This window comes from Bradyrhizobium sp. USDA 4506, assembly GCF_054058795.1.
On record NZ_JBSSBM010000002.1, the window covers coordinates 3,836,087 to 3,856,317 of the forward strand.

Below are 20,231 nucleotides of genomic sequence, written 5' to 3' on the forward strand. Positions count from 1 at the left end.
GACCTGCATAGCTTCGCATGCTTGCGATTGGCGGGGAACAGCGGTGCTGTTAGCATCGCACCTCTCGTTTGAGCATGACCAGCCGCTTCTCTCCGTTCCGGATCATGCTCTGGCCGTGGAGTGATCGCATGCGCCTTGTGCTTCAACTGGTCGCCCGCCTGCTCGTGATCGTCGCGCTATGCCTCGGCGCGGCCACCGTCTGGGCCACGATCGACGCCTATCGCAGTGTCGATCGTGCCACGCAGGCATCCGCCGAGCGGGTTTCGCAATCGCTCGAGGCGCTGTACTGGCGCGAATTGCTGCTGCGCAGCAACCGGATGCGCGAGCAATTGCTGCCGGCACCGGACTGGCGCACCATCGAAACCATGGGCCTGATCGCGCCCGGGATCTGCGTTCAGTTCGAACCGGCCGGCGCCTTCGAGAAGCCGCTCTGCGGCCAGAGCAAGGGGATCGGCAAGGCGCCGCCGCGCTGGTTCGCGGCCACCGTGCAGATGATACTCGGCGATCACGCCACCGTGGAGCGGCCGATCAGCGCCCGCGCCGCGACCGCGGGAACCGTCCGCGCCATCGCCGATCCGGACGCCGCGATCGCGCTCGCCTGGCAGCACATTCTCGACAACATCCATGTCGCGCTGTTGATGGCCCTCGCCATCGCGCTGCTCGCTTCGCTTGCGATCGCGCACACGCTGGCGCCCGCCCACTCGATCGTGTCGGCGCTGCGGCGGATGGCCGACGGCGAGTACCGTACGCCGCTGCCGCGCGTCCGCTCGATGGAGCTCGCGATGATCGGGCGCGCCGTCAGCGATCTCGGCGACCGCCTCGCGCTTGCCGAGGAGGAACGCACGGTGCTGACCAGGCGGCTGCTCGAAATCCGCAACGACGAACGCCGCACGCTGGCGCGCGAGCTGCACGATGAGTTCGGCCAGAATCTCACCGCGATCCTCGCCTTCGCCAACACGATCGAGGCAAGCGCCGGAGACAAGTACGCCGCCGGCACCGAAATTGCGCAGGATGCACGGATGATCTCGCAGGCGACGCGCCGCATCATGGCGTGCCTGCGCGATACACTGAACCGGCTGCGCCATCCGCCGGCCGAAGAGCTCGGGCTGGAGGCAAGCCTCGTCGATCTCGTCGACAGCTGGCGGTCGCGCACGGCGCAGCCGATGATCCAGCTCGATCTGCAGGGCGACCTTGCCGACATCAGCGGCACGGTCGCCGCCACCGCCTATCGCGTCGCGCAGGAATGCCTGACCAATGCGCTGCGCCACAGCTCGGCGCGCGAGATCGTGCTGCGGATCGAGCGGCGCACCGGAAGCGAGAACGCCCTGCTGGTGCGCGTCGAGGACGACGGCGGCGGCGATGCGGCCAAGGTGGCGCAATCCGCGGGCTTCGGCCTCACCGGCGTCAGCGAACGCGTCACCGCCCTCGGCGGCTCGCTGTCGATCGCGCGCGCCAGCCGCGGCCTGTCGGTCGCCGCCACGATCCCGCTCGCCGCCTGAGATGACAACCGTGACGACGACAACGGCGAAGATTCGGGGCATCTCGATCCTGCTGGTGGACGATCATCCGGTGGTCCGCCAGGGCTACCGGCGCGTGCTCGAGCATCAGGACGATTTCCACGTGGTCGCCGAAGCCGACAACGCCGCCAGTGCCTATCGCGCGTTCAAGTCGCACCAGCCGGACGTGGTGGTGATGGATATCTCGATGCCGGGTGCGAGCGGACTGGAAGCGATCCGCAACATCCGCGCCCGCGACGCCGACGCGCGCATCCTCGTCTTCAGCATGCACAGCGAGGCGGCCCAGGTGAAAGCGGCATTCGGCTCCGGCGCCAGTGGCTTCGTCACCAAGGGCAGCGAACCGGCCGAGCTGATCGCGGCGATCCGCTCGGTGGCGCGCGGCGAGCATGCGATGAGCGACGACGTCGCCCGCGTGCTGGCGATGGAAAGCCTGGTGCCGACCCGATCGGCGCTCGACCAGCTCGGCGAGCGCGAGATCGAAATCCTCCGGCAGCTGGCCGCCGGCAGCACCAAGGAGCAGATCGCCGCCAACCTCAACCTCAGCACCAAGACCGTGCAGAACTATCACTACCTCATCAAGGCCAAGACCGGCATGCGGACCGACGCCCAGCTGGTCCGCCTCGCCGTCGAATGCGGGCTGGCGAATTTGTAGCCCGTTCCCGTAGCCCGGGTGAGCGCAGCGACACCCGGGGCTGGTTGTGCATATCCCCGGATATCGCTTGCGCTCATCCGGGATACTGACGCCATTCCCGCGTGACAAGTCGGCGGGTTACGCTACGCTGACCCGCCCACCAAAGTTCACAAGAAACGGACGCTCCCCATGCCCATCGTCAATCGCGTTGCCGCCCTCTCGGATGAAATGGCCGCCTGGCGCCATGACTTCCATGAGAATCCCGAACTGCTCTACGAAGTCCACCGCACCGCCGGCATCGTCGCCGACAGACTGCGCGAGTTCGGCTGCGACGAGGTGGTGACGGGGATCGGGCGCACCGGCGTGGTCGGCGTGATCCGCGGCCGCAAGTCCACTTCGGGAAAGACCATCGGCCTGCGCGCCGACATGGACGCGCTGCCGATCGCGGAGGCCTCGGGCGTCGCCTACGCCTCGAAGATTCCCGGCAAGATGCACGCGTGCGGCCATGACGGCCACACCGCAATGCTGCTCGGCGCCGCCAAATATCTCACCGAGACGCGCAATTTCGACGGCACCGCGGTCGTGATCTTCCAGCCCGCCGAGGAAGGCGGCGCCGGCGGCAAGGCGATGGTCGACGACGGGCTGATGACCCGGTGGGGCATCCAGGAGGTCTACGGCCTGCACAACATGCCCGGCCTGCCCGAGGGTTACTTCGCGACGACGCCGGGCCCGATGCTGGCCTCGTCAGACACGTTGAAGATCGTGGTCCACGGCAAGGGCGGCCACGCCGGCGCCGCCCCGCACGAGGCGGTCGACAGCGTGCTGATCGGCGCCCAGATCATCAATGCGCTGCAGTCGATCGTATCGCGCAATGTCGACCCGCTGAAATCGGCGGTCATCTCGATCACCATGTTCGAGGCCGGCACCGCGTTCAACGTGATCCCGGAGACCGTGACGCTGGGCGGCACCGTGCGCACGCTCGATCCCGGTGTGCGCGACCTGGTCGAGCGCCGGATCGGCGAGGTCGCCTCCAGCATCGCCAAGGCCTATGGCGGCTCGGCCGAGACGGATTATGGACGCATGTATCCGGTGACGTTGAACCACGCGCGCGAGGCCGGCGTCGCCGCCGAGGTCGCCCGCGATGTGGTCGGCGCCGACCGCGTCAACGACAATCTGGTGCCGGTGATGGGCGCCGAGGATTTCGCCTTCATGCTGGAAGCGCGACCCGGCGCGTTCGTCTTCCTCGGCATGGGCGACGGTCCGATGTGCCACCACCCCGCCTACAAGTTCAACGACAACATCCTCGGCCACGGCGCCTCCTACTGGGTGCGGCTGGTCGAGAAGCAGATGCCGGCGGGCTAGCGCCGCTCGTGCAGCCACGGCCCGGTCGCCCGCTTCGCGACCGGGCCGCCAGCTTTCACAAGCGCGGCTGCTGCTGCGTCACGCAGTGGATGCCGCCGCCACCGGCGGCGATGCCGTCGATATCGAGCTGGATGATTTCCCGGTCCGGGTACAGGTCGCGCAGCTTGTCGCGCGCGTTGCGGTCCGCTGCCGCATCACCGAATTCCGGCGCGATCACGGCACCGTTGCAAACGTAGAAATTGATGTAGCCGGCGGCGAAGCCGTCGTCGTTTCCGTACTTTGGACGGACCGTCGACGGTCCCTGCAACTCCACGACCTTCAGGTGTCGACCTCTTGCGTCTGTCGACTTGCGCAGGATTGCCAGGTGTTCTCTCGTCACCTCGTAATCGTCGAACGACGTATCCATCTCCAGGCCCGCGACAACGACGCCCGGGCTGGTGAAGCGCGCGTAGAAATCGGTATGGCCGTCGGTAATGTCGTCTTTGTTGTGACAGCCGGGTAGCCAGATGATCTTGTCCAGTCCGAGCAGGCGAGACAATTCGTCTTCGCATTTCGCCTTGGGGACGTCGGGATTGCGATTTGGGTTGAGGACGCAGCTCTCGGTGATGATGGCCGTCCCCTCGCCGTCGACCTCGATCCCGCCGCCTTCCAGCACCAGATCGGCCTTCAAGAAGATTGCCTGCGCGGCTCCGGCCAGATGCTCTGCCACCTTGGCATCGCGTGCATATAGATGCTGCTTGCGTGCATACGGTTGCGGCTTGTTGCCCCAGCCGTTGAAATTGAACCCGACGGCGCCGAGCTGCCCGGCCGGATTGGTCACGAAGACCGGTCCGGTATCGCGCAGCCACACATCATCGAGCGGTTGAACGACGAGGCTGACCGAGGGACCGCACAGCCGCGCGGCGATGTCGTAGTCCTCCTCGCGCACGAGCATCTTCACCGGCTCATAGACCGCGATTGTCTTGGCAACGCTGGCGAGATTATTTCTGATGACGGGAAGCAGCTTCGTGCCCCAGAGCTCCACGTCGGCGCCAAAGGCCATCCAGGTGGCGGCATGCGGGGCGCCCTCGTCCGGCATGCGCCAGTTCGTTTGATGTCGTGCAGAATCGTTCATGAGCATTCGAACCGCGATGGCCGCCCCCGTTCGTCACAGGGTAGCGCAGGTGTCCCCGCGCGGGCGACCATTTTTGGAACGCACAGAGCCGGCCGCCCCCGCCTAGCGGGCGGGGTCGACCTCGCTTGTCCCCACCATCCGCGCGGCGACACGGTCGCGCTTGACGAAGTGGTGGAGGGCGACCGCGGCGAGGTGCAGCACGATCAGCGCCAGCAAGACATAGGCGAAGAAGATGTGGCGATCCTCAAAGGCATCCGCCGCCGCCTTGTCGGGCGAGGTGATCTGGGGAACGTGAAACAGGCCGAAGAAGCTCGAATAATCCTGGGCGCGGGCGCCGGAATGCGCCCACCCCAGCATCGCCACCAGGAGGGTGACGGCGTAGAGCGCGCCGTGGCTGACCCGGGCGGCGATCCGCTGCCAGGAGGGCATCTCGGCCGGCAGCGCCGGCGTCGGGTTGACGCCGCGCCAGACCAGCCGCAGCACGGTGAGCAGCAGCACCAGGTAGCCGATATCGGCGTGGATCGAGCGGTAGAAGAACTTGTCCGCCCGCGCCGGGACGTGGTTCATCCACCAGCCATAGGCCAGCATGCCGATGATGGCGATGCCGAGCACCCAGTGGAACGCGCGGGCGAGCGAGCCCCAGCTCGCGGCGGTATTGCGGATCATGTCGCGTGGCCCCCTTGCGGCCGCATTTTTGGATTTCACACGTCGCAGCAATAGTTTGCCGTGATACTTGCAGCTATCGGTCAAGGCCATGTGAAATTCCCGGCTTCACCGCCTTTTGTCGGCCGAAGCGGCCGGATAGCCAAAAACAACTGAATGGTAACCCTGCTTCGGATAGAGTTTTCGCGTGTCCACTCCCCCGACCATCCTTGTGTTCGATTCCGGCCTCGGCGGCCTCACCGTGCTGCGCGAGATCGTCCGCGCCCGGCCCGACGCGCATTACGTCTATGTCGCCGACGACGCCTTTTTCCCCTATGGCCACCACGGCGAGGACGAGATCATCGCCCGTGTGGTGCCGCTGGTCGGTGAGCTGATCGCGGCCCACGCGCCCGACCTCGTCGTGATCGCCTGCAATACGGCATCCACCCTGGTCATGTCGCATCTGCGCGACGCCTATCCTTTGCCCTTCGTCGGCACCGTGCCGGCGATCAAGCCGGCCTGCGCCTCGTCGAAAACGAAGCGCGTGTCGGTGCTCGGCACAAGGGGCACCGTGAAGCGCGAATATACCCGCAAGCTGATCTCGGACTTTGCGCAGGGCTGCGAGGTGACGCTGGTCGGCTCCGGCGAGCTCGCCTCGCTGGCGGAGGCCGCCCTCAGCGGCGCGAGCGTGCGTGACGAGGATATCGCGGCCGAGCTCGCGCCCTGCTTCGTCGGCGATGGCGCCCACGACCCCACCCGCACCGACACCGTCGTGCTCGCCTGCACGCATTATCCGCTGCTGCTGGAACGCCTCAGGAGGCTCGCGCCCTGGCCGGTCGACTGGATCGATCCGGCGCCGGCGATCGCACGCCGCGTCGCCGACCTGCTCGGCCCTGCCGGCCACGAGAGCGACCAGGCCGGCGCCGAGATGATCTTCACCTCGAAGCGCCCGCACGCGCTGACGGAAGCCTTGACGCCATTCTTCGGCGGCCGCGTCCCGGCCTGATCCTTTTCGCCGTCACAACGCGCTGCTAGCCTCTGCTCTCCTTCGAAGGAGGACCGAATTTGACCGCAGCCCCGCTGACGCCGCTCAATCGCCTGCGCGAGGCGTGGCGCGACAAGCGCCCGACCTTCGGCGCGATCGCGACCATTCCGAGCATCCAGACCGTGCAGATCATGGCGCAGTCGCTGGACTGGATCATCGTCGATCTCGAGCACGGGCCGATCGATCTCGGCACCGCCCATGCGATGATCGTGGCGACCTCGGGCACGCCCTGCGTGCCGATGGTGCGGATCGCCGCCAACGAGCCGCATCTCGCCAAGGCACCGATGGACATCGGTGCGCTCGGCATCAATTTTCCGATGATCTGCAACGCAAGCGATGCGGTGAAGGCGGTGCGCAGCGTGCGCTATCCGCCGCAAGGCGACCGGCTCTGGGGACCGTTCCATGCGCCGTTCCGCTGGGGCGTCTCGATGAACGACTACATGGCGACCGCTGACGACGACATGATCTGCATGATCACGATCGAGCACGTCGATGCCGTGAACCGCATCGACGAGATCATGGCGACACCGGGCATCGACCTCGCGGTGATTGGACCCGGCGATCTCGCCACCTCGATCAACAAGCGCGGTCTGCCCGACGATCCCGAAGTGGTCGCGCTGATGCAGCGCGCCGAACAAGGCATCATGAAGAGCGGCGTGCCGATCGGCGGCGTCGCACGCACCGCCGAACAGGCCAATGCGATGATCGAGCGCGGCTACCTCGCGCTCGCGCTCGGCTTCGACTGGTCGCTGTTCCAGCGCGGCATTGCGGCCGCGTTCGCGGGGATCAAGCGGTAGGCGTCAAACGCGGCCGCGCGGCGCTCCGCTTGTTCACAGCTGCCGGCGAGCAGGTTCCAGTCACGTCGTGAAGGAACCGCGGGTGCAACTTCCGGCATCGCGCCTGCGACGGAGTGAACGATGCGTGTCGCCGATACAGCTCGTTCGCCTGAGTAGCTCATGAATAAGCTGCGCAAACCTGCGCTATTGGATGAACCGACTAATCCCAACGTCGCAAGTGCACATCACACATCGCCCGCTTTCCGCCGCGATTCCGCGCTGCTAGAGATTCGCGGGTTGGGAAGAAAATCCATGTTCAGGAAATTACTGCTTGGTCTCACCGTGATTGCCCTTGCCGGTGCCGGCGCTGCGCTGGCGCAGCAGAGCGGCATCAAGCGGACGGCGCTGCAGAAGGTCGATTTTCCGCCGGGCTACAACACGGTCACCGCGATCGCCGAGGTTCCGGCCGGGGGTGCGTCGGGACGTCACACCCGTCCCGGCGCTGAAACCGGCTATTTGCTCGAAGGCGAGCTCGAGCTTCTGATCGACGGCAAGCCGCCGCTGAAGCTGAAGGCGGGCGATTCCTACCAGATCCCGGAAGGCGCGGTGCACGACGCCAAGACGTCCGGCGACCAGCCGCTCAAGGTGCTCGGCGTCTATGTGGTCAAGGCCGGCGAGCCGTTGGCAAAACCAGCGCCGTGAGCAGAACCCCTTGGTCTCCGACCAGTTGGTTCATCTGAGCTTCAGGTGCGGCGAGCAACCATTTGAGCTCGCCGGGCCTTTGATTTTTTGCCTGTTTGCTAAGGAACTGAACCGAACGGATGCGCGGTAAATTTCGTCAAATTTCATTGCCGCGCCGTCTCGTCGCCGATCTGATGCATGCATCGGCCGGCGTGCCGCTGGTCTCCCTGAAGCGCACCCTGAACGTGCGGGCAATCGTCGAGGCTCGTGCACGTGCGGCGCAGGCACCGGGCTGGGCCGCCATCTTCGTCAAGGCATTCGCGCTGGTCGCCAGGACCGAGCCAACCTTGCGCACGCTGCACGTCAAATGGCCCTGGCCTTGCCTCTACGAGTTGCCGCGCAGCGTCGGCATGGTGGCGATTGCCCGCGTCGAGAAGGGCGAGGACTGTGTGCTGTTCGAGCGCGTCTGTGCCGCCGACGAGATGCCGCTCGCCGAGGTCGACGCGCTCATCCGCCGCGCCAAGACCGCGCCGCTGCACGAAATTCCCTCGTTCCGCAAAATGCTCTGCGTGACCCGCCTGCCGCTTCCGCTGCGCCGCCTGGCGTGGGCGATCGGGATGAATTTTGGCCGGCAGCGCGCCAATTTCTGCGGCAGCTTTGGCGTGACCTCGGTCGCGGCCTATGGCCCCGGCGAATTGCACGCGCTGAGCCCCGGGCCATTCCTGTTGAGCTATGGCGTGATCAGGCCGGACCACACCGTCGACGTGGTGGTGCGCTGGGACCATCTGGTCTGCGACGCCGCCCTGATCGCGCAGACCTTGATCCGCCTCGAGCAGGTGCTGGGCGGCGAAATCGCCGCCGAACTGGGCGCGGGCCGGCCGCAAGCCGATGCCCGGCTGGTCCGGGCGGCCGGAAGCCGCCTCTAACGGACGAAATTGGCCAATTTTGACGCCGATTCGGCCCAAAATGCCCTGCGTTTTGTTTGACAGAACCGGACTTTCTCCTTAAGACCACCTTGCTCGCGGGCCGGTTTCGGCCCGCGATGCGTTTCGCGACCCGTGGTCCTCCCCGAGCTTTCGAGGCGGACCTGTCGGTACAGGCCTTTTGGCCGGTACACAGGAGGGCGCGTCTCCTCAAACCCTAGACTGACAAAACGCCGGGCGCTGGGTGCGACGGCTGTACAAAGAGGACGCGATGACAAAGCGCAGTGAGGCGAAGTACAAGATCGATCGCCGCATGGGCCAGAATATCTGGGGCCGCCCGAAGAGCCCCGTGAACCGCCGCGAATACGGCCCCGGCCAGCACGGCCAGCGCCGCAAGGGCAAGCTCTCCGACTTCGGCGTGCAGCTGCGCGCCAAGCAGAAGCTCAAGGGCTACTACGCCAACATTTCCGAGCGCCAGTTCCACGGCATCTATGTCGAAGCCAGCCGCCTGAAGGGCGACACCGGCGAGAACCTGATCGGCCTCCTGGAGCGCCGTCTCGACACCGTGGTCTACCGCGCCAAGTTCGTCTCCACGATGTTCGCCGCGCGCCAGTTCATCAACCACGGCCACATCAAGGTGAACGGCCGCAAGGTCAACATCGGCAGCTACAAGCTGAAGGTCGGCGACCTCATCGAGGTCAAGGACTCCTCCAAGCAGCTGACGCCGGTGCTGGAAGCGGCCCAGCTCCCTGAGCGTGACGTGCCCGACTTCATCGAGGTCGATCACTCCAAGATGACCGCGACGTTCGCGCGCACCCCCGGCCTCTCGGACGTGCCATTCCCGGTGCAGATGGAGCCGCATCTGATCGTCGAATTCTATTCGCGCTGATCACTGCAGCATTGCGATATCCGAAAGGCCCCGGTTTTGCCGGGGCCTTTTTGTTTGCCCACAAGACGACTATGATATTCGGGACTTGGCAGATGACTGCCCGTTGAGGTTTCTTGCCGATGACCCGGTTACTGGAACAGGCCTTCGAGACAGTTTCAAACTTGCCTGACACAGAGCAGGACGAGCTCGCGCGCATCATGCTGCAGCTTGCCGGCGTCGACCAACCACCGCTTCAGCTCGCGCCGGAAGAACACGCCGATCTGGCTGAAGCCGACTCCGAGATTGCACGCGGCGAGCTGGCAACGGCCGAGGAAGTCCGTGCGATGTGGGCAAAGCACGGGCTGTGAACGTCCGTTACACGCGACGCGCTCTTGTTCAGATTGATCAGGCACTCTCCTATATCGAGACACGATCGCCCCAGGGGGCGGTCGACGTGCGGGACCGCATCTTGGCACTTGTCACGCTGCTGCAAGAGCAGCCGCGTGCAGGGCGCCCGACAAGCCGCTCAGGCGTCCGCCGGCTTTCGGCGACACCTTATCCCTACCTGATCGACTATCGCGTGACGCCCACCGAGATCATAATTATGCGGTTTCGTCACGCTGCCCGGAGGCCTATACGCTAGCGGCGATTCCGCACGCCAGCGGAGCGATGAGGAAAGCCCATGCACTACACCCCTGCCCGGCCCGATCCCAAGGCCCCGCCCGTCCGCATCAACCTTCTGTCCGATACGCAGACCAGGCCGACGCCGGCGATGCGCGAGGCGATGGCGAAGGCGGAGGTCGGCGACGAGCAGGTCGGCGACGATCCGACCACCAATGAGCTCTGCGCCCGCGTCGCCGATCTGCTCGGCAAGGAGGCCGCCGTGTTCATGCCGTCGGGCACGATGTGCAACGTCGCGGCGACGCTGGCCTATTGCCGCCCCGGCGACGAGATTTTGGCGCATGCGACCGCGCATATCATCGCGCGCGAGGGCGGCGCCCATGCCGCGCTCGGCGGTTTCCAGATCACGCAGCTGCCGGGTGATGACGGCCAGTTCACGCCTGAGACCTTCCAGGCCGCGCTGCATCCGCGCACCCGCTACCAGCCGCCGCAGGTGCTCGTCAGCGTCGAGCAGACCGCCAATATCGGTGGCGGCACGATCTGGAAGAAGGCGGTGCTCGACGAGGTCGTGCGCACCGCCAAGGCCCACGGCCTTGTCACCCACATGGACGGCGCGCGGCTGCTCAATGCGACCGTGGCGTCCGGCATCACGCCGCGCGAAATGACGGCGGGCTGGGATTCCGCCTGGATCGATTTCTCCAAGGGCCTCGGCGCGCCGATCGGCGGCGTGATCGCCGGCACCCGGGCCTTCATCGACGATGTCTGGCGCTGGAAGCAGCGGCTCGGCGGCTCGATGCGGCAGTCCGGCGTCTGCGCCGCCGCCTGCATCCATGCGCTCGATCACCATGTCGACCGCCTCGCCGACGACCACGCCAATGCCCGGGCGCTGGCGCGCGGCCTGTCGCAGATCAACGGCATCGCGGTGCAGGCGCCGGAGACCAACCTTGTGTTCTTCAAGCCCGACGGTGCCGGGGTATCAGGCGACAAGATGGTCGCCGAGCTGCGCAAGCGCGGCGTGACGCTGGCGATGATGGACGGCCGGATCAGGGCCTGCACGCATCTCGATGTCACGGCAGCGATGATCGAGGAAGCGATCGGACACGTCAGGGACATCGTGCGCGCGGCGTAACTCCCGTAGCCCGGATGGAACTGCACGAAATCCGGGCTGCCAAACTACGGCAGCCGCTTTCCGACATGGTCAGTTCCTTCCTGGTGAAGGGTCACTTGCATTGCCGCGTTCCGACCGTCCGTGTCGAATGACAGCACGGCATCGACGACTTTGAAAAAGAACTTGCGATCGCTGGTGGCGAAGATTTCACGCCGCTCCTGCCCTGTCGCCTCGCTGAACAGGCGATTGCCCTCCCTCGTGACGCGGATCGAAAATTCCGGCGTGAACCGATAGGTTCCGACCAGACGATCCAGCGCCTGCGGGCTCACTGCAATGAACTTGCCGACCTTGGCCTGGCGATCCGGCCAGCGGTACTCGGCCGCGATGCTGCGCAGGATCTCGTCGACGAGGATCCGACCGCCCCAACCATTCGTCATCACGACGGCACCATCGCCGTTCTCGAAAATGACCATGGTGTCGATGAAGCCCTCGTTCACCCCGTTGTGCCAGAATTGCCGGTTCGGCGCCGAGCCGCGAACCAGCCAGCCCAGCCCGCGTCGTCCGATCCCAGGGGGTAGCCCGTCGGCACTACCGAGTACCGGCGAGAGCATCGCGGCCGTCATCGATTGCGACAGAACGGGATTGCTCCGACCGGCTAACGAATCCAACACGCCGAGCAAGAGACGGGCGAGATCGGTCGGCGTCGTCCATAATCCCGCGGCGGCCAGTTCGGGATAGACATGCGGGCCGCCAGGCACCGGCGCGCCGTCCGACCGGTACGGTGTGGCGGCCATCGTCAAACGATCCGCAGGCAATGGTTGCGCAAAGCTGGAATGCGTCATCCCGAAAGGCTTGAGGACGACGTCGTCGAGCAGCGCGGGAAACGGCCGTCCCGTCACATCGACGAGCAGTTGCTGAACGATCGTGTAGCCGCTGCCGGAATAGCGGTCCTGCTTGCCGGGCTCGTGCTCGACCCGGACAGGCGCGCTGTTCGCAGTCAAGACATGGTCGATCCGCTGCATGACGTCGGCATCACTGGGGCGGCGAGGTTCTTCGGCCAGAACAGGCCAGCACGCAGTCATGGCTGCAGACGTGACGGCCGCGAGGATGAGCTTGCGGAAAGTGAATGTCATCGCCTGCATGACCACCTCCGCGCGCCACGTCTACCGCCCCATCGCCCGGTAGATCAGCGTCTTCAGCTCCTGCTGGATTCGGCCGCGCTGCGACGGCGTCTGCACCATGAAGATCCCGAACAGGTCATCCGCGGGATCGATGAAGAAGAAGGTACCGCCGACGCCGTCCCAGCGATACTCGCCCAGCGGCCAGTCTGTGTTCGCCGGCACCGAGGTGCGGACCGCGAAGCCGAGGCCGAAGCCGGAATTCGGACCGGGATAGTAGTTCTGGTCGCGCACGACGCCGGTCTCCGGACCGATATGGTCCCTCGCCATCAGCGCGATGGTCTCCGGCTTCAGATAGCGCCTGCCCTCATAGCTGCCGCCATTCAGCAGCATCTGCGAGAAGCGCGCATAGTCGCCGATGGTGCCGACCATGCCGCCGCCGCCGGATTCCCATCGCAGCGGCTTGCGCGGATTGCGGACGTCGGCGACCGGACTGATAGTGCGATCCTTCGGCATCGGCTCGGCGATCAGCGGCCATTTCGCCCGGTCGGCGACATAGAACGCGGTCTCGTTCATCCCGAGCGGGCCGAGCAGCCGCTCCTTCTCGACCTGAAACAGCGATTTCCCCGTGATCACCTCGATGATGCGGCCGAGCACGTCGGTGGAATGGCCGTAGTCCCATTGCGTGCCGGGTTGTTCGGCGAGCGGCAATGCCGTAAGCCGCGCCACGAATTCGGCATTGTCGGGATCGTTGTTGAACAGGCCGGCATCGGCGTAGGTCTTGTTCACGACACCACCGCCGTAATAGCCGTAAGGCAGGCCGGCGGTGTGGCGCATCAGGTCTTCGATGGTGATGGGGCGCCTCAGCGGCTCCAGCGTCATCGCCATCTTGCCCTCATCGCCGCGCTTTTCCACCCCGACCTTCATATCGGCAAAGGCCGGGATATATTTCGACACCGGATCGCCGAGGGCGAGCTTGCCTTCCTCGACCAGCATCATCGCGATGACCGTGGTGATCGGCTTCGACATCGAATAGAGGCGGAAGATGGTATCGGCGCTCATCGAGAATTCAGTGGCGACATCGCGAACCCCGAACTTCTCGTAGTAGACCGGCTTGCCATGCTGCTGCAGCAGCAGGATCGCGCCCGGAATCTTTCCGGTCGCGACCTCGTTTCTGACATAGTCGGAAACCTTGGCGAGGCTTTCCGCCGAGAAGCTGTGCGCGGCCGGCCCCGCGGAGCCGGCCTTCGCAACCGTTGCGACCAACGCGAACGCGAGTACCGCGACGAACGCGCGGCGCCCACGCATGCAAGCGCATGAGCCGATCCGCCTGAATCGGATCATGCCGTCATTCCCTTCTTTTCAACGCGTTTCTTCACGCGAACCGGTATCCACTTCGCTCGAAAACGCTCTAGTTTTCCATGGCTTCATAGACGAGCTGCTTCAGCGTCCGCTGGATGCGCTGACGCTCGGTCGGCGTCTGCTCCAGCAGGACGAAGAAGAAGTCCTGCTTGCGGTCGATGACATAATAGCAGCCGCTGGCGCCGTCCCATTTCAGCTCGCCGAGATCGCCGGGCGGCGGCGGCTTCGCAGTGCCGGGATCGGTGCGCACCGCGATCCCAAGCCCGAAGCCGAAGCCGTCGCCGGGGAAGTAGAAAAAGTCGCGCTCGACGCCGGAGCCCGGTCCGACGCGGTCGGTCGTCAGCTCCTTGAACGTCTCGGGCTTCAGGATGGTCTTGCCGTCGAGGGTGCCGCCATTGAGCAGCATCTGCGCGAAGCGCGAATAATCCGCCATGGTCGAGACCATGCCGCCGCTGGCGGACTCCCATTTCTTGACCTTGGTCGGATCGTTGACCCGGCCGACCCGGAAGTCGCTGTCGTTCGGCATCGGCTCGGCCATCAGCTTCTGCTTCTCGGGATCGGTGACGAAGAAGCCGGTGTCCTTCATGCCGAGCGGATCGAGTAGCCTTTCGTACTCGATCGCCGAGAGCTTCTCGCCGGTGGCCACCTCCATCACGCGCGCCAGAATGTCGGTGGAATGGCCGTATTGCCAGAGCGCGCCGGGCTGGTTGTGCAACGGCAGCTTGGCGATCCGCTCGGCGAATTCGGCGAGATCAAAATCTCCGCCGTAGATATTGGCTTCCTTGTAGGCTTTGCGGACCAGGCTGTCGCCATAGAAGCCGTAAGTGATACCCGACGTATGCGTCATCAGATCGAGGATCGTGAGCGGCCGCTTTGGCGGCACCAGCTCCAGCGTCTTGGTGCCGTCCTCGGCCTTCTTCTCGACGCCGACCTTCACGTTGGCAAAGGACGGGATGTACTTCGAGACCGGATCGTCGAGCTTGTATTTGCCCTCCTGCAGCAGCTGCATTGAGACGACGGCGGTGATCGACTTGGACATCGAAGCCAGCCGGAAGATGGTCTTGTCCGTGATCGGCACCTTGCTGACCACATCCTGCACGCCGAAGGCCTCGTGATAGACCGGCTTGCCGTGCTGCTGGATCAAGACGATGGCGCCGGGAATCTTCCCGGTCGCGACCTCGTTCTTGAAGAACTCGCTGATCTTGGCGAGCTTGTCGCGGTTGAAATGCGCACCCGCCGGAATCTCGTAGGTGCCCTCGGTGTGCGGGTACGCCGGCGCCGCCAGCACCACCGCGGCGGCCGCGGCCGCGCACGTCAAACGAAATGAATGCATTTGGATTATCCCTCCCCGGAAATCACGGGGAAGTGTAGCGGCGGTATCATCAGGCACAAGGGCTGCCAAAGGCCCCCAGGACCTTCTGATGAAGCTCGCCGCTTTGGGCAGAAAAGCAGCAAAAGATCACCTGCGCGAGGCCGGGTGCGGCGGCCAGGGCATCGACGACGGCCTTGACCGCGATGTCGGCGGCGCGGTCCGGCGGGAAGTGATAGACGCCGGTCGAGATGGCGGGAAATGCAATGGAGCCAAGCTGATTGGCGTGGCACAGCTCGATGCCGCGGCGATAGCAGGATGCGAGCAGCGCGCCCTCGTTTTGGGTGCCGCCGTGCCAGATCGGGCCGACGGCGTGGATCACGTGCTTGGCCGGGAGCCGATAGCCTTTGGTGATCTTGGCGTCGCCGGCCTTGCAGCCGTGCAGGGTGCGGCACTCGGCGAGCAGCTCGGGGCCCGCGGCACGATGGATCGCTCCGTCGACGCCGCCGCCGCCGAGCAGCGATGAATTGGCCGCGTTGACGATGGCGTCAACGCGCAGGGTCGTGATGTCGGTAACGATGACTTCGAGCCGCGCCTTGCCGATCTGGCGCGCCGTCAAGGTCAGGCAGCCACGTCGACCGGGATGCCCTTGTCGGCAAACAGCTGCTGCAATTCGCCGGCCTGGAACATCTCGCGGATGATGTCGCAACCGCCCACGAACTCGCCCTTCACATAGAGCTGCGGAATCGTCGGCCAGTTCGAATAGACCTTGATGCCGTTGCGCAGCTCGGCGGATTCGAGAACGTTGAGGCCTTTGTAGCCGACGCCGATGTGGTCGAGGATCTGCACGACCTGACCGGAAAACCCGCACTGCGGGAATTGCGGCGTGCCCTTCATGAACAGGACGACGTCGTTCGACTTCACTTCGTTGTCGATGAATTGCTCGATGCTCATTTTCGCTTCCTTCGGGGGCGACGCTCTCAGGCCTTGACGGGCCGGCCCGCCCTTCTAACCCGTGACTGACTATATATGTAGCTCAAACCATTGTGCATCCAAAGCAAAATGGCGGAAATCTGGCATGCGCCGGGCGCTGCGGGCGCCCCAAATGGGCCGGGATTATCTGACGGCCCCAATATCATCGCGGGGGGAGGCTTTTTTCCCGTAACGGAGCCCCTATCTAGGACGAACTGTCCGTTGGGAACCAGTTTGCCGAAGCAACGTTCTCTCCATTGAATCGGAGACCCCTGTGACGAAACCAGCCTCTGCCGCGGCCGCCCTTCCCGCCGTCCCCCCGTCACTGTCCTCCGAATCCGGACCGCTCACCCAGCGCTTGGTGGACGCCTATCGCGCCGTCCGCGACGAGACCGAACGGCGGGCCGCACCGCTGTCGCCCGAAGACCAGCTGATCCAGTCGATGCCGGACGCGAGCCCGGCCAAATGGCACCGCGCCCATACCACCTGGTTCTTCGAGCAGTTCCTGCTCGGCGAGCATGTCAGGGGCTACACGCCATTCCATCCGGACTACGCTTATCTGTTCAATTCTTATTACGTCAGCGCCGGTCCGCGGCACGCCCGCCACCAGCGCGGCCATTTGACCCGCCCGACCGCCGACGAAGTCACCGCCTACCGCCGCCATGTCGACGCCGAGGTGGTGAAATTCTTCCAGACTGCCGGTGCCGATACGCTCGAGGCGCTGGTGCCGCTGGTCGAGGTCGGCCTCAATCACGAGCAGCAGCATCAGGAGCTGATGTACACCGACATCCTGCATGCCTTCGCGCAGAACCCGATCCCGCCGGCCTACGATCCGGCGTGGCGCTTCCCGGCGTCGCAGCACGGGCCTGAGGAATGGGTGACGCTCAACGAAGGCATCCACACCGTCGGCCATGGCGACGACAGCTTCCATTTCGACAATGAGAAGCCCGCGCATCGCGCTTTGGTCGGCCCGGTCAAGCTCGCGAAGAACCTCGTCACCAATGCAGAGTGGCTCGCCTTCATGAAGGACGGCGGTTATTCCACCGCCACGCTGTGGCTGATGGATGGCTTTGGCACGGTGAGCAACGAGGGCTGGCAGGCACCCGGCCACTGGCGCGAGATTGACGGCGAATGGAGGATCATGACGCTCGGCGGCCTGCAGCCGATCGATCCGTCAGCGCCGGTTTGCCATGTCAGCTATTACGAGGCCGACGCCTTCGCCCGATGGGCCGGCAAGCACCTGCCGACCGAGATGGAATGGGAGGTCGCCGCGCGCGCCGGCCTGCTCAACGACGCCTACGGCATCGTCTGGCAATGGACCCGCAGCTCCTATTCGCCCTACCCGGGCTACCGCGCGATCGAAGGCGCGCTCGGTGAGTACAACGGCAAGTTCATGGTCAACCAGCTCGTGCTGCGCGGCTCGTCGCTGGCGACGCCTTCAGGTCACAGCCGCGTCACCTATCGCAACTTCTTCTATCCACACCATCGCTGGCAATTCACGGGGTTACGCCTCGCAGACTATGCCTGATTGAGTCCTGTCGACATCAATAACGCGTCGGTAAGCGCGTTCGGGAGAGTATCATGAATGTGCATGCCGCCGCTTTGGCCAAAGCGTATCCGTTCGACGAAGCGACATCGATGTTTGCCGGCGACGTGATTGGCGATCTCGCCCGTCACCCGAAACGGCTGTCACCGAAATATTTCTACGACGCCACCGGCTCCGAGCTGTTCGAGCAGATCACGGTGCTGCCGGAATATTATCCGACGCGCACCGAGCTTGGCATCCTGCGCGACCGCGGTGACGAGATCGCCGCGATCATCCCTGACGGCGCGGCGCTGGTCGAGTTCGGCGCCGGCGCGACCACCAAGGTGCGCCTGCTGCTCGAGCATTGCGAATTCGGAGCCTATGTGCCGGTCGATATCTCAGGCGATTTCCTCAAAGCCCAGGCCGACGGGCTGCGGAAGGATTTCCCCGGCCTCGGCATCTACCCGGTCGCGGCCGATTTCACCACGCCGTTCACGCTGCCCGAGGCCGTCGCCGCGATGCCGAAGGTCGGCTTCTTTCCCGGCTCGACGCTCGGCAATTTCGAGCCGAGCGAGGCCTTGGCCTTCTTGCGGAGCGCGCGAAAAATCCTCGGCCACGGCGCGCAGATGATCATCGGCGTCGACCTCGAGAAGGACGAGCGCGTGCTGTACGACGCCTATAACGACGCGGCCGGCGTCACCGCGCGGTTCAACCTCAATGTGCTGGTTCGCATCAACCGCGAGCTCGGCGGCAATTTCGATCTGTCGGGCTTCACGCACCGCTCGATCTACAACCGCGATCGCCATCGCATCGAGATGCACCTGATCAGCCGCAAGGCGCAGACCGTGCGCATCCTCGGCAATACCTTTGCGTTCCGTCCCGGCGAGAGCATCCACACCGAGAACAGCTACAAATACTCGATCGAGCGCTTCACCGCGCTCGCCCGCAGCGCGGGCTGGACGGTGCGCGAGAGCTGGACCGACGCCAACACGATGTTCTCGGTGCACGCGCTGGTCGCGGACTAGCGCCCAAACCAAGAGACGGGGCAAATCATGGGCAGGCGTCCGCTGCAGATCGCGACGGCGTTGCTCGCCCTGGTCCCGATCCTGACCGGCATCATCACCATGCTGGGCGTCAGCGATCCGCTCTACGCCTCCGCGGGCGTCCCGGCACTGCCGGTGCTCGACAGCAATCTGCGCTTCTTCGGCGGGGTCTGGCTCGGTCTCGGCCTCGCGCTGCTCTGGCTGGTGCCGCGGATCGAAAGCGAGAGCGTGCTGTTTCGGGTGGTCTGGGGCGGCATCTTCCTCGGCGGTATCGGCAGGCTTTTGTCGATGCTGATGGTCGGCCTGCCGCCGCTGCCCTTCGTGGGCTTCACCGCGCTCGAAGTGATCGGCGCACCGCTGTTCGTCTATTGGCAGCACCTGGTAGCAAAGGCCGGCCGCAAGTAACGGCGGCCGCTATTCCTCTTCCCCCGTTGATCGCAGCGAGATCGACTCCCACGCGGCGACCACGATCATGATCGCGGTGGTGACGATCGAGAGCACCAGCGGCGACATCTCGCGCGCGAAATAGGCCGTGATCGCCAGCGCGACGATGCCGACGCCGTGCGACAGCTGCAGGAAGTTGCGGATCACATATTTGAACAGGATGGTCCCGACCAGGAACAGCATGGGCCCGCCCACCGAGCTGACGATCGTGTTCAGATCGGAATGACCGGACGGGTGCTTCAGCACCAGTTCGTCGGCCACCGCGGTGAGGATGATGCCGCCGACGATCGGCATGTGCAGATAGGTATAGGCGATCCGTGCTACGCGGCCGGATTCCTCTGACCTGGAGATCATATCCGAGCCAGCCTCGGCGCCCTTGTGGAAATAGATCCACCACATCGCGATGCTGCCGACCAGCGCCGAGATGAACGCGGTGACATTCTCCGGCGTCCAGGTCAGCTCGGCAAAGGTCGCGCCATCGACCACGATGGCCTCGCCGAGCGCAATGATGATGAAGCCGGCGCAGCGCTCGGCCATGTGGCCACCCTCGACCGACCACGCCTCGATCGAGGAAAAGCCGAGCCCAGGGGTCCAGAATCGCGCGGCCGGCGCGATATATTCGATGGTCAGCGCCGCAATCCAGAGCCACATCCGCGTCTCATGTTCGGCGAATCCGCCGAGAATCCACAGCACGGCCGAGCAGGACAGCCAGGTCAGGATGCGGATGGCGTTGTGGCGCACCGCCGTCCGGCGCCGCGGCGTCGCCAGCAGCCAGAACGTGGTGCGGCCGACCTGCATTGCCGCATAGGTCCCGGCGAACCACAGCCCGCGGCCCTCGAAGGCGGTCGGTATGGAGGTCGACAGCAACAGCCCGCCCAGCATCAGCACGAACAGCAGCAGGCGGACCGGCGTCAGCTCGGGATTGAGCCAGTTGGTGACCCAAGTGGTGTAGACCCACACCCACCACACCGCGAGGAACAGCAGCGTGACCTGCACCGCCCCAAGCAGGGTGAAGTGGTGCAGCAGCGTATGCGACAGCTGCGTGACGGCGAAGACGAAGACGAGGTCGAAGAACAGCTCGGCATTGGTGACGCGGCTGTGCTGGTTCGGGACGATGACGCGAAACATCGCGCCACGCGGATTGTCCACCATGCTTGAGGCCCCCGCCCG

At 65.1% G+C, this 20,231-nt stretch carries 22 protein-coding genes; 14 read left to right on the plus strand and 8 right to left on the minus strand.

The window, feature by feature from the left end; translation table 11 throughout:
* Nucleotides 1-128 precede the first annotated feature (128 nt).
* The 3 genes from ACVIHF_RS20420 (at nt 129) to ACVIHF_RS20430 (ending at nt 3,510) form a co-directional block, all read left to right on the plus strand.
* A complete protein-coding gene (locus ACVIHF_RS20420; protein ID WP_076828560.1) occupies nt 129-1,499 on the plus strand; it encodes a histidine kinase in 1,371 nt (456 codons plus the stop codon).
* A 1-nt stretch (nt 1,500) separates the two neighbouring features.
* Nucleotides 1,501-2,169 carry a response regulator gene (locus ACVIHF_RS20425; RefSeq protein ID WP_253607959.1) on the plus strand — a complete coding sequence of 223 codons (669 nt, stop codon included), beginning with the start codon at nt 1,501-1,503 and terminating at the stop codon, nt 2,167-2,169.
* Between the two features lie 168 nt (nt 2,170-2,337).
* The gene (locus tag ACVIHF_RS20430; RefSeq protein ID WP_076828489.1) at nt 2,338-3,510 is read left to right on the plus strand and encodes a M20 aminoacylase family protein; all 1,173 of its coding nucleotides are present in this window, start codon (nt 2,338-2,340) and stop codon (nt 3,508-3,510) included.
* Nucleotides 3,511-3,565: 55 nt separating this feature from the next.
* On the opposite strand, the gene ACVIHF_RS20435 is transcribed toward ACVIHF_RS20430, so the two are convergent.
* Both ACVIHF_RS20435 and ACVIHF_RS20440 read right to left on the minus strand, forming a co-directional pair.
* Complete coding sequence (locus ACVIHF_RS20435; RefSeq protein ID WP_057018413.1) at nt 3,566-4,588, minus strand: agmatine deiminase family protein; 1,023 nt, start codon at nt 4,586-4,588, stop codon at nt 3,566-3,568.
* A 138-nt stretch (nt 4,589-4,726) separates the two neighbouring features.
* Entirely contained in the window at nt 4,727-5,290 is a 564-nt protein-coding gene (locus ACVIHF_RS20440) for a cytochrome b (protein WP_253607957.1), read from the minus strand.
* A 184-nt stretch (nt 5,291-5,474) separates the two neighbouring features.
* Here ACVIHF_RS20440 and murI point away from each other — a divergent pair, with 184 nt between their 5' ends.
* The 8 genes from murI to ACVIHF_RS20480 all read left to right on the plus strand — a co-directional run bounded on the left by murI (nt 5,475) and on the right by ACVIHF_RS20480 (nt 11,309).
* A complete protein-coding gene (murI, locus tag ACVIHF_RS20445) occupies nt 5,475-6,272 on the plus strand; it encodes a glutamate racemase (RefSeq protein ID WP_057018411.1) in 798 nt (265 codons plus the stop codon).
* Between the two features lie 59 nt (nt 6,273-6,331).
* Nucleotides 6,332-7,108: an HpcH/HpaI aldolase family protein gene (locus ACVIHF_RS20450; protein WP_092088568.1), complete on the plus strand. Its 777-nt coding sequence runs from the start codon at nt 6,332-6,334 to the stop codon at nt 7,106-7,108.
* Between the two features lie 291 nt (nt 7,109-7,399).
* On the plus strand, nt 7,400-7,789 hold the full coding sequence (locus ACVIHF_RS20455; RefSeq protein WP_253607956.1) for a cupin domain-containing protein: 390 nt from the start codon (nt 7,400-7,402) through the stop codon (nt 7,787-7,789).
* Nucleotides 7,790-7,908: 119 nt separating this feature from the next.
* Nucleotides 7,909-8,694: an acyltransferase gene (locus ACVIHF_RS20460; protein WP_253607955.1), complete on the plus strand. Its 786-nt coding sequence runs from the start codon at nt 7,909-7,911 to the stop codon at nt 8,692-8,694.
* 268 nt (nt 8,695-8,962) lie between these two features.
* Nucleotides 8,963-9,580 (plus strand): 30S ribosomal protein S4, encoded by a 618-nt coding sequence (rpsD, locus tag ACVIHF_RS20465; protein WP_076828559.1) that lies wholly within the window; start codon nt 8,963-8,965, stop codon nt 9,578-9,580.
* Nucleotides 9,581-9,699: 119 nt separating this feature from the next.
* On the plus strand, nt 9,700-9,927 hold the full coding sequence (locus tag ACVIHF_RS20470; protein ID WP_456780274.1) for a hypothetical protein: 228 nt from the start codon (nt 9,700-9,702) through the stop codon (nt 9,925-9,927).
* On the plus strand, nt 9,924-10,202 hold the full coding sequence (locus ACVIHF_RS20475; RefSeq protein ID WP_310881200.1) for a type II toxin-antitoxin system RelE/ParE family toxin: 279 nt from the start codon (nt 9,924-9,926) through the stop codon (nt 10,200-10,202). Before ACVIHF_RS20470 ends, ACVIHF_RS20475 begins: the two co-directional genes overlap by 4 nt.
* Nucleotides 10,203-10,241: 39 nt before the next feature.
* Entirely contained in the window at nt 10,242-11,309 is a 1,068-nt protein-coding gene (locus tag ACVIHF_RS20480; protein ID WP_456792431.1) for a threonine aldolase family protein, read from the plus strand.
* A gap of 44 nt (nt 11,310-11,353) precedes the next feature.
* Here ACVIHF_RS20480 and ACVIHF_RS20485 read toward each other — a convergent pair whose 3' ends face one another.
* The 5 genes from ACVIHF_RS20485 to grxD all read right to left on the minus strand — a co-directional run bounded on the left by ACVIHF_RS20485 (nt 11,354) and on the right by grxD (nt 16,031).
* Nucleotides 11,354-12,430: a serine hydrolase gene (locus tag ACVIHF_RS20485; RefSeq protein WP_456792432.1), complete on the minus strand. Its 1,077-nt coding sequence runs from the start codon at nt 12,428-12,430 to the stop codon at nt 11,354-11,356.
* A gap of 21 nt (nt 12,431-12,451) precedes the next feature.
* Entirely contained in the window at nt 12,452-13,714 is a 1,263-nt protein-coding gene (locus ACVIHF_RS20490; protein WP_456781896.1) for a serine hydrolase domain-containing protein, read from the minus strand.
* Nucleotides 13,715-13,817: 103 nt separating this feature from the next.
* Entirely contained in the window at nt 13,818-15,101 is a 1,284-nt protein-coding gene (locus tag ACVIHF_RS20495; protein WP_456780272.1) for a serine hydrolase domain-containing protein, read from the minus strand.
* Between the two features lie 49 nt (nt 15,102-15,150).
* Entirely contained in the window at nt 15,151-15,702 is a 552-nt protein-coding gene (locus ACVIHF_RS20500) for an O-acetyl-ADP-ribose deacetylase (RefSeq protein WP_176937137.1), read from the minus strand.
* Entirely contained in the window at nt 15,699-16,031 is a 333-nt protein-coding gene (grxD, locus tag ACVIHF_RS20505) for a Grx4 family monothiol glutaredoxin (RefSeq protein WP_016843475.1), read from the minus strand. Before grxD ends, ACVIHF_RS20500 begins: the two co-directional genes overlap by 4 nt.
* A gap of 292 nt (nt 16,032-16,323) precedes the next feature.
* On the opposite strand from grxD, the gene egtB reads away from it, so the two are divergent.
* The 3 genes from egtB to ACVIHF_RS20520 are packed head-to-tail and all read left to right on the plus strand — an operon-like array spanning nt 16,324 to nt 19,022.
* Entirely contained in the window at nt 16,324-17,577 is a 1,254-nt protein-coding gene (gene egtB / locus ACVIHF_RS20510; RefSeq protein ID WP_456780271.1) for an ergothioneine biosynthesis protein EgtB, read from the plus strand.
* A 53-nt stretch (nt 17,578-17,630) separates the two neighbouring features.
* Nucleotides 17,631-18,599, plus strand: coding sequence for an L-histidine N(alpha)-methyltransferase (gene egtD, locus ACVIHF_RS20515; protein ID WP_092088546.1), 969 nt, complete (start codon nt 17,631-17,633; stop codon nt 18,597-18,599).
* Between the two features lie 27 nt (nt 18,600-18,626).
* On the plus strand, nt 18,627-19,022 hold the full coding sequence (locus ACVIHF_RS20520) for a DUF4345 domain-containing protein (protein ID WP_076828465.1): 396 nt from the start codon (nt 18,627-18,629) through the stop codon (nt 19,020-19,022).
* 9 nt (nt 19,023-19,031) lie between these two features.
* Here the strand turns inward: ACVIHF_RS20520 and ACVIHF_RS20525 are convergent, their stop codons facing one another.
* Nucleotides 19,032-20,213 (minus strand): low temperature requirement protein A, encoded by a 1,182-nt coding sequence (locus ACVIHF_RS20525; protein WP_092088544.1) that lies wholly within the window; start codon nt 20,211-20,213, stop codon nt 19,032-19,034.
* Nucleotides 20,214-20,231: the final 18 nt, after the last annotated feature.

Coding starts and splice junctions, on each gene's coding strand:
- ACVIHF_RS20420 (WP_076828560.1), top strand. CDS start 129: ATGCGCCTTGTGCTTCAACTGGTCGCCCGCCTGCTCGTGATCGTCGCG.
- grxD (WP_016843475.1), bottom strand. CDS start 16,031: ATGAGCATCGAGCAATTCATCGACAACGAAGTGAAGTCGAACGACGTC.
- rpsD (WP_076828559.1), top strand. CDS start 8,963: ATGACAAAGCGCAGTGAGGCGAAGTACAAGATCGATCGCCGCATGGGC.
- ACVIHF_RS20435 (WP_057018413.1), bottom strand. CDS start 4,588: ATGCCGGACGAGGGCGCCCCGCATGCCGCCACCTGGATGGCCTTTGGC.
- ACVIHF_RS20495 (WP_456780272.1), bottom strand. CDS start 15,101: ATGCATTCATTTCGTTTGACGTGCGCGGCCGCGGCCGCCGCGGTGGTG.
- ACVIHF_RS20425 (WP_253607959.1), top strand. CDS start 1,501: ATGACAACCGTGACGACGACAACGGCGAAGATTCGGGGCATCTCGATC.
- egtD (WP_092088546.1), top strand. CDS start 17,631: ATGAATGTGCATGCCGCCGCTTTGGCCAAAGCGTATCCGTTCGACGAA.
- ACVIHF_RS20525 (WP_092088544.1), bottom strand. CDS start 20,213: ATGGTGGACAATCCGCGTGGCGCGATGTTTCGCGTCATCGTCCCGAAC.
- ACVIHF_RS20470 (WP_456780274.1), top strand. CDS start 9,700: ATGACCCGGTTACTGGAACAGGCCTTCGAGACAGTTTCAAACTTGCCT.
- ACVIHF_RS20440 (WP_253607957.1), bottom strand. CDS start 5,290: ATGATCCGCAATACCGCCGCGAGCTGGGGCTCGCTCGCCCGCGCGTTC.
- ACVIHF_RS20480 (WP_456792431.1), top strand. CDS start 10,242: ATGCACTACACCCCTGCCCGGCCCGATCCCAAGGCCCCGCCCGTCCGC.
- ACVIHF_RS20460 (WP_253607955.1), top strand. CDS start 7,909: ATGCGCGGTAAATTTCGTCAAATTTCATTGCCGCGCCGTCTCGTCGCC.
- ACVIHF_RS20485 (WP_456792432.1), bottom strand. CDS start 12,430: ATGCAGGCGATGACATTCACTTTCCGCAAGCTCATCCTCGCGGCCGTC.
- ACVIHF_RS20455 (WP_253607956.1), top strand. CDS start 7,400: ATGTTCAGGAAATTACTGCTTGGTCTCACCGTGATTGCCCTTGCCGGT.
- ACVIHF_RS20430 (WP_076828489.1), top strand. CDS start 2,338: ATGCCCATCGTCAATCGCGTTGCCGCCCTCTCGGATGAAATGGCCGCC.
- ACVIHF_RS20490 (WP_456781896.1), bottom strand. CDS start 13,714: ATGCGTGGGCGCCGCGCGTTCGTCGCGGTACTCGCGTTCGCGTTGGTC.
- ACVIHF_RS20520 (WP_076828465.1), top strand. CDS start 18,627: ATGGGCAGGCGTCCGCTGCAGATCGCGACGGCGTTGCTCGCCCTGGTC.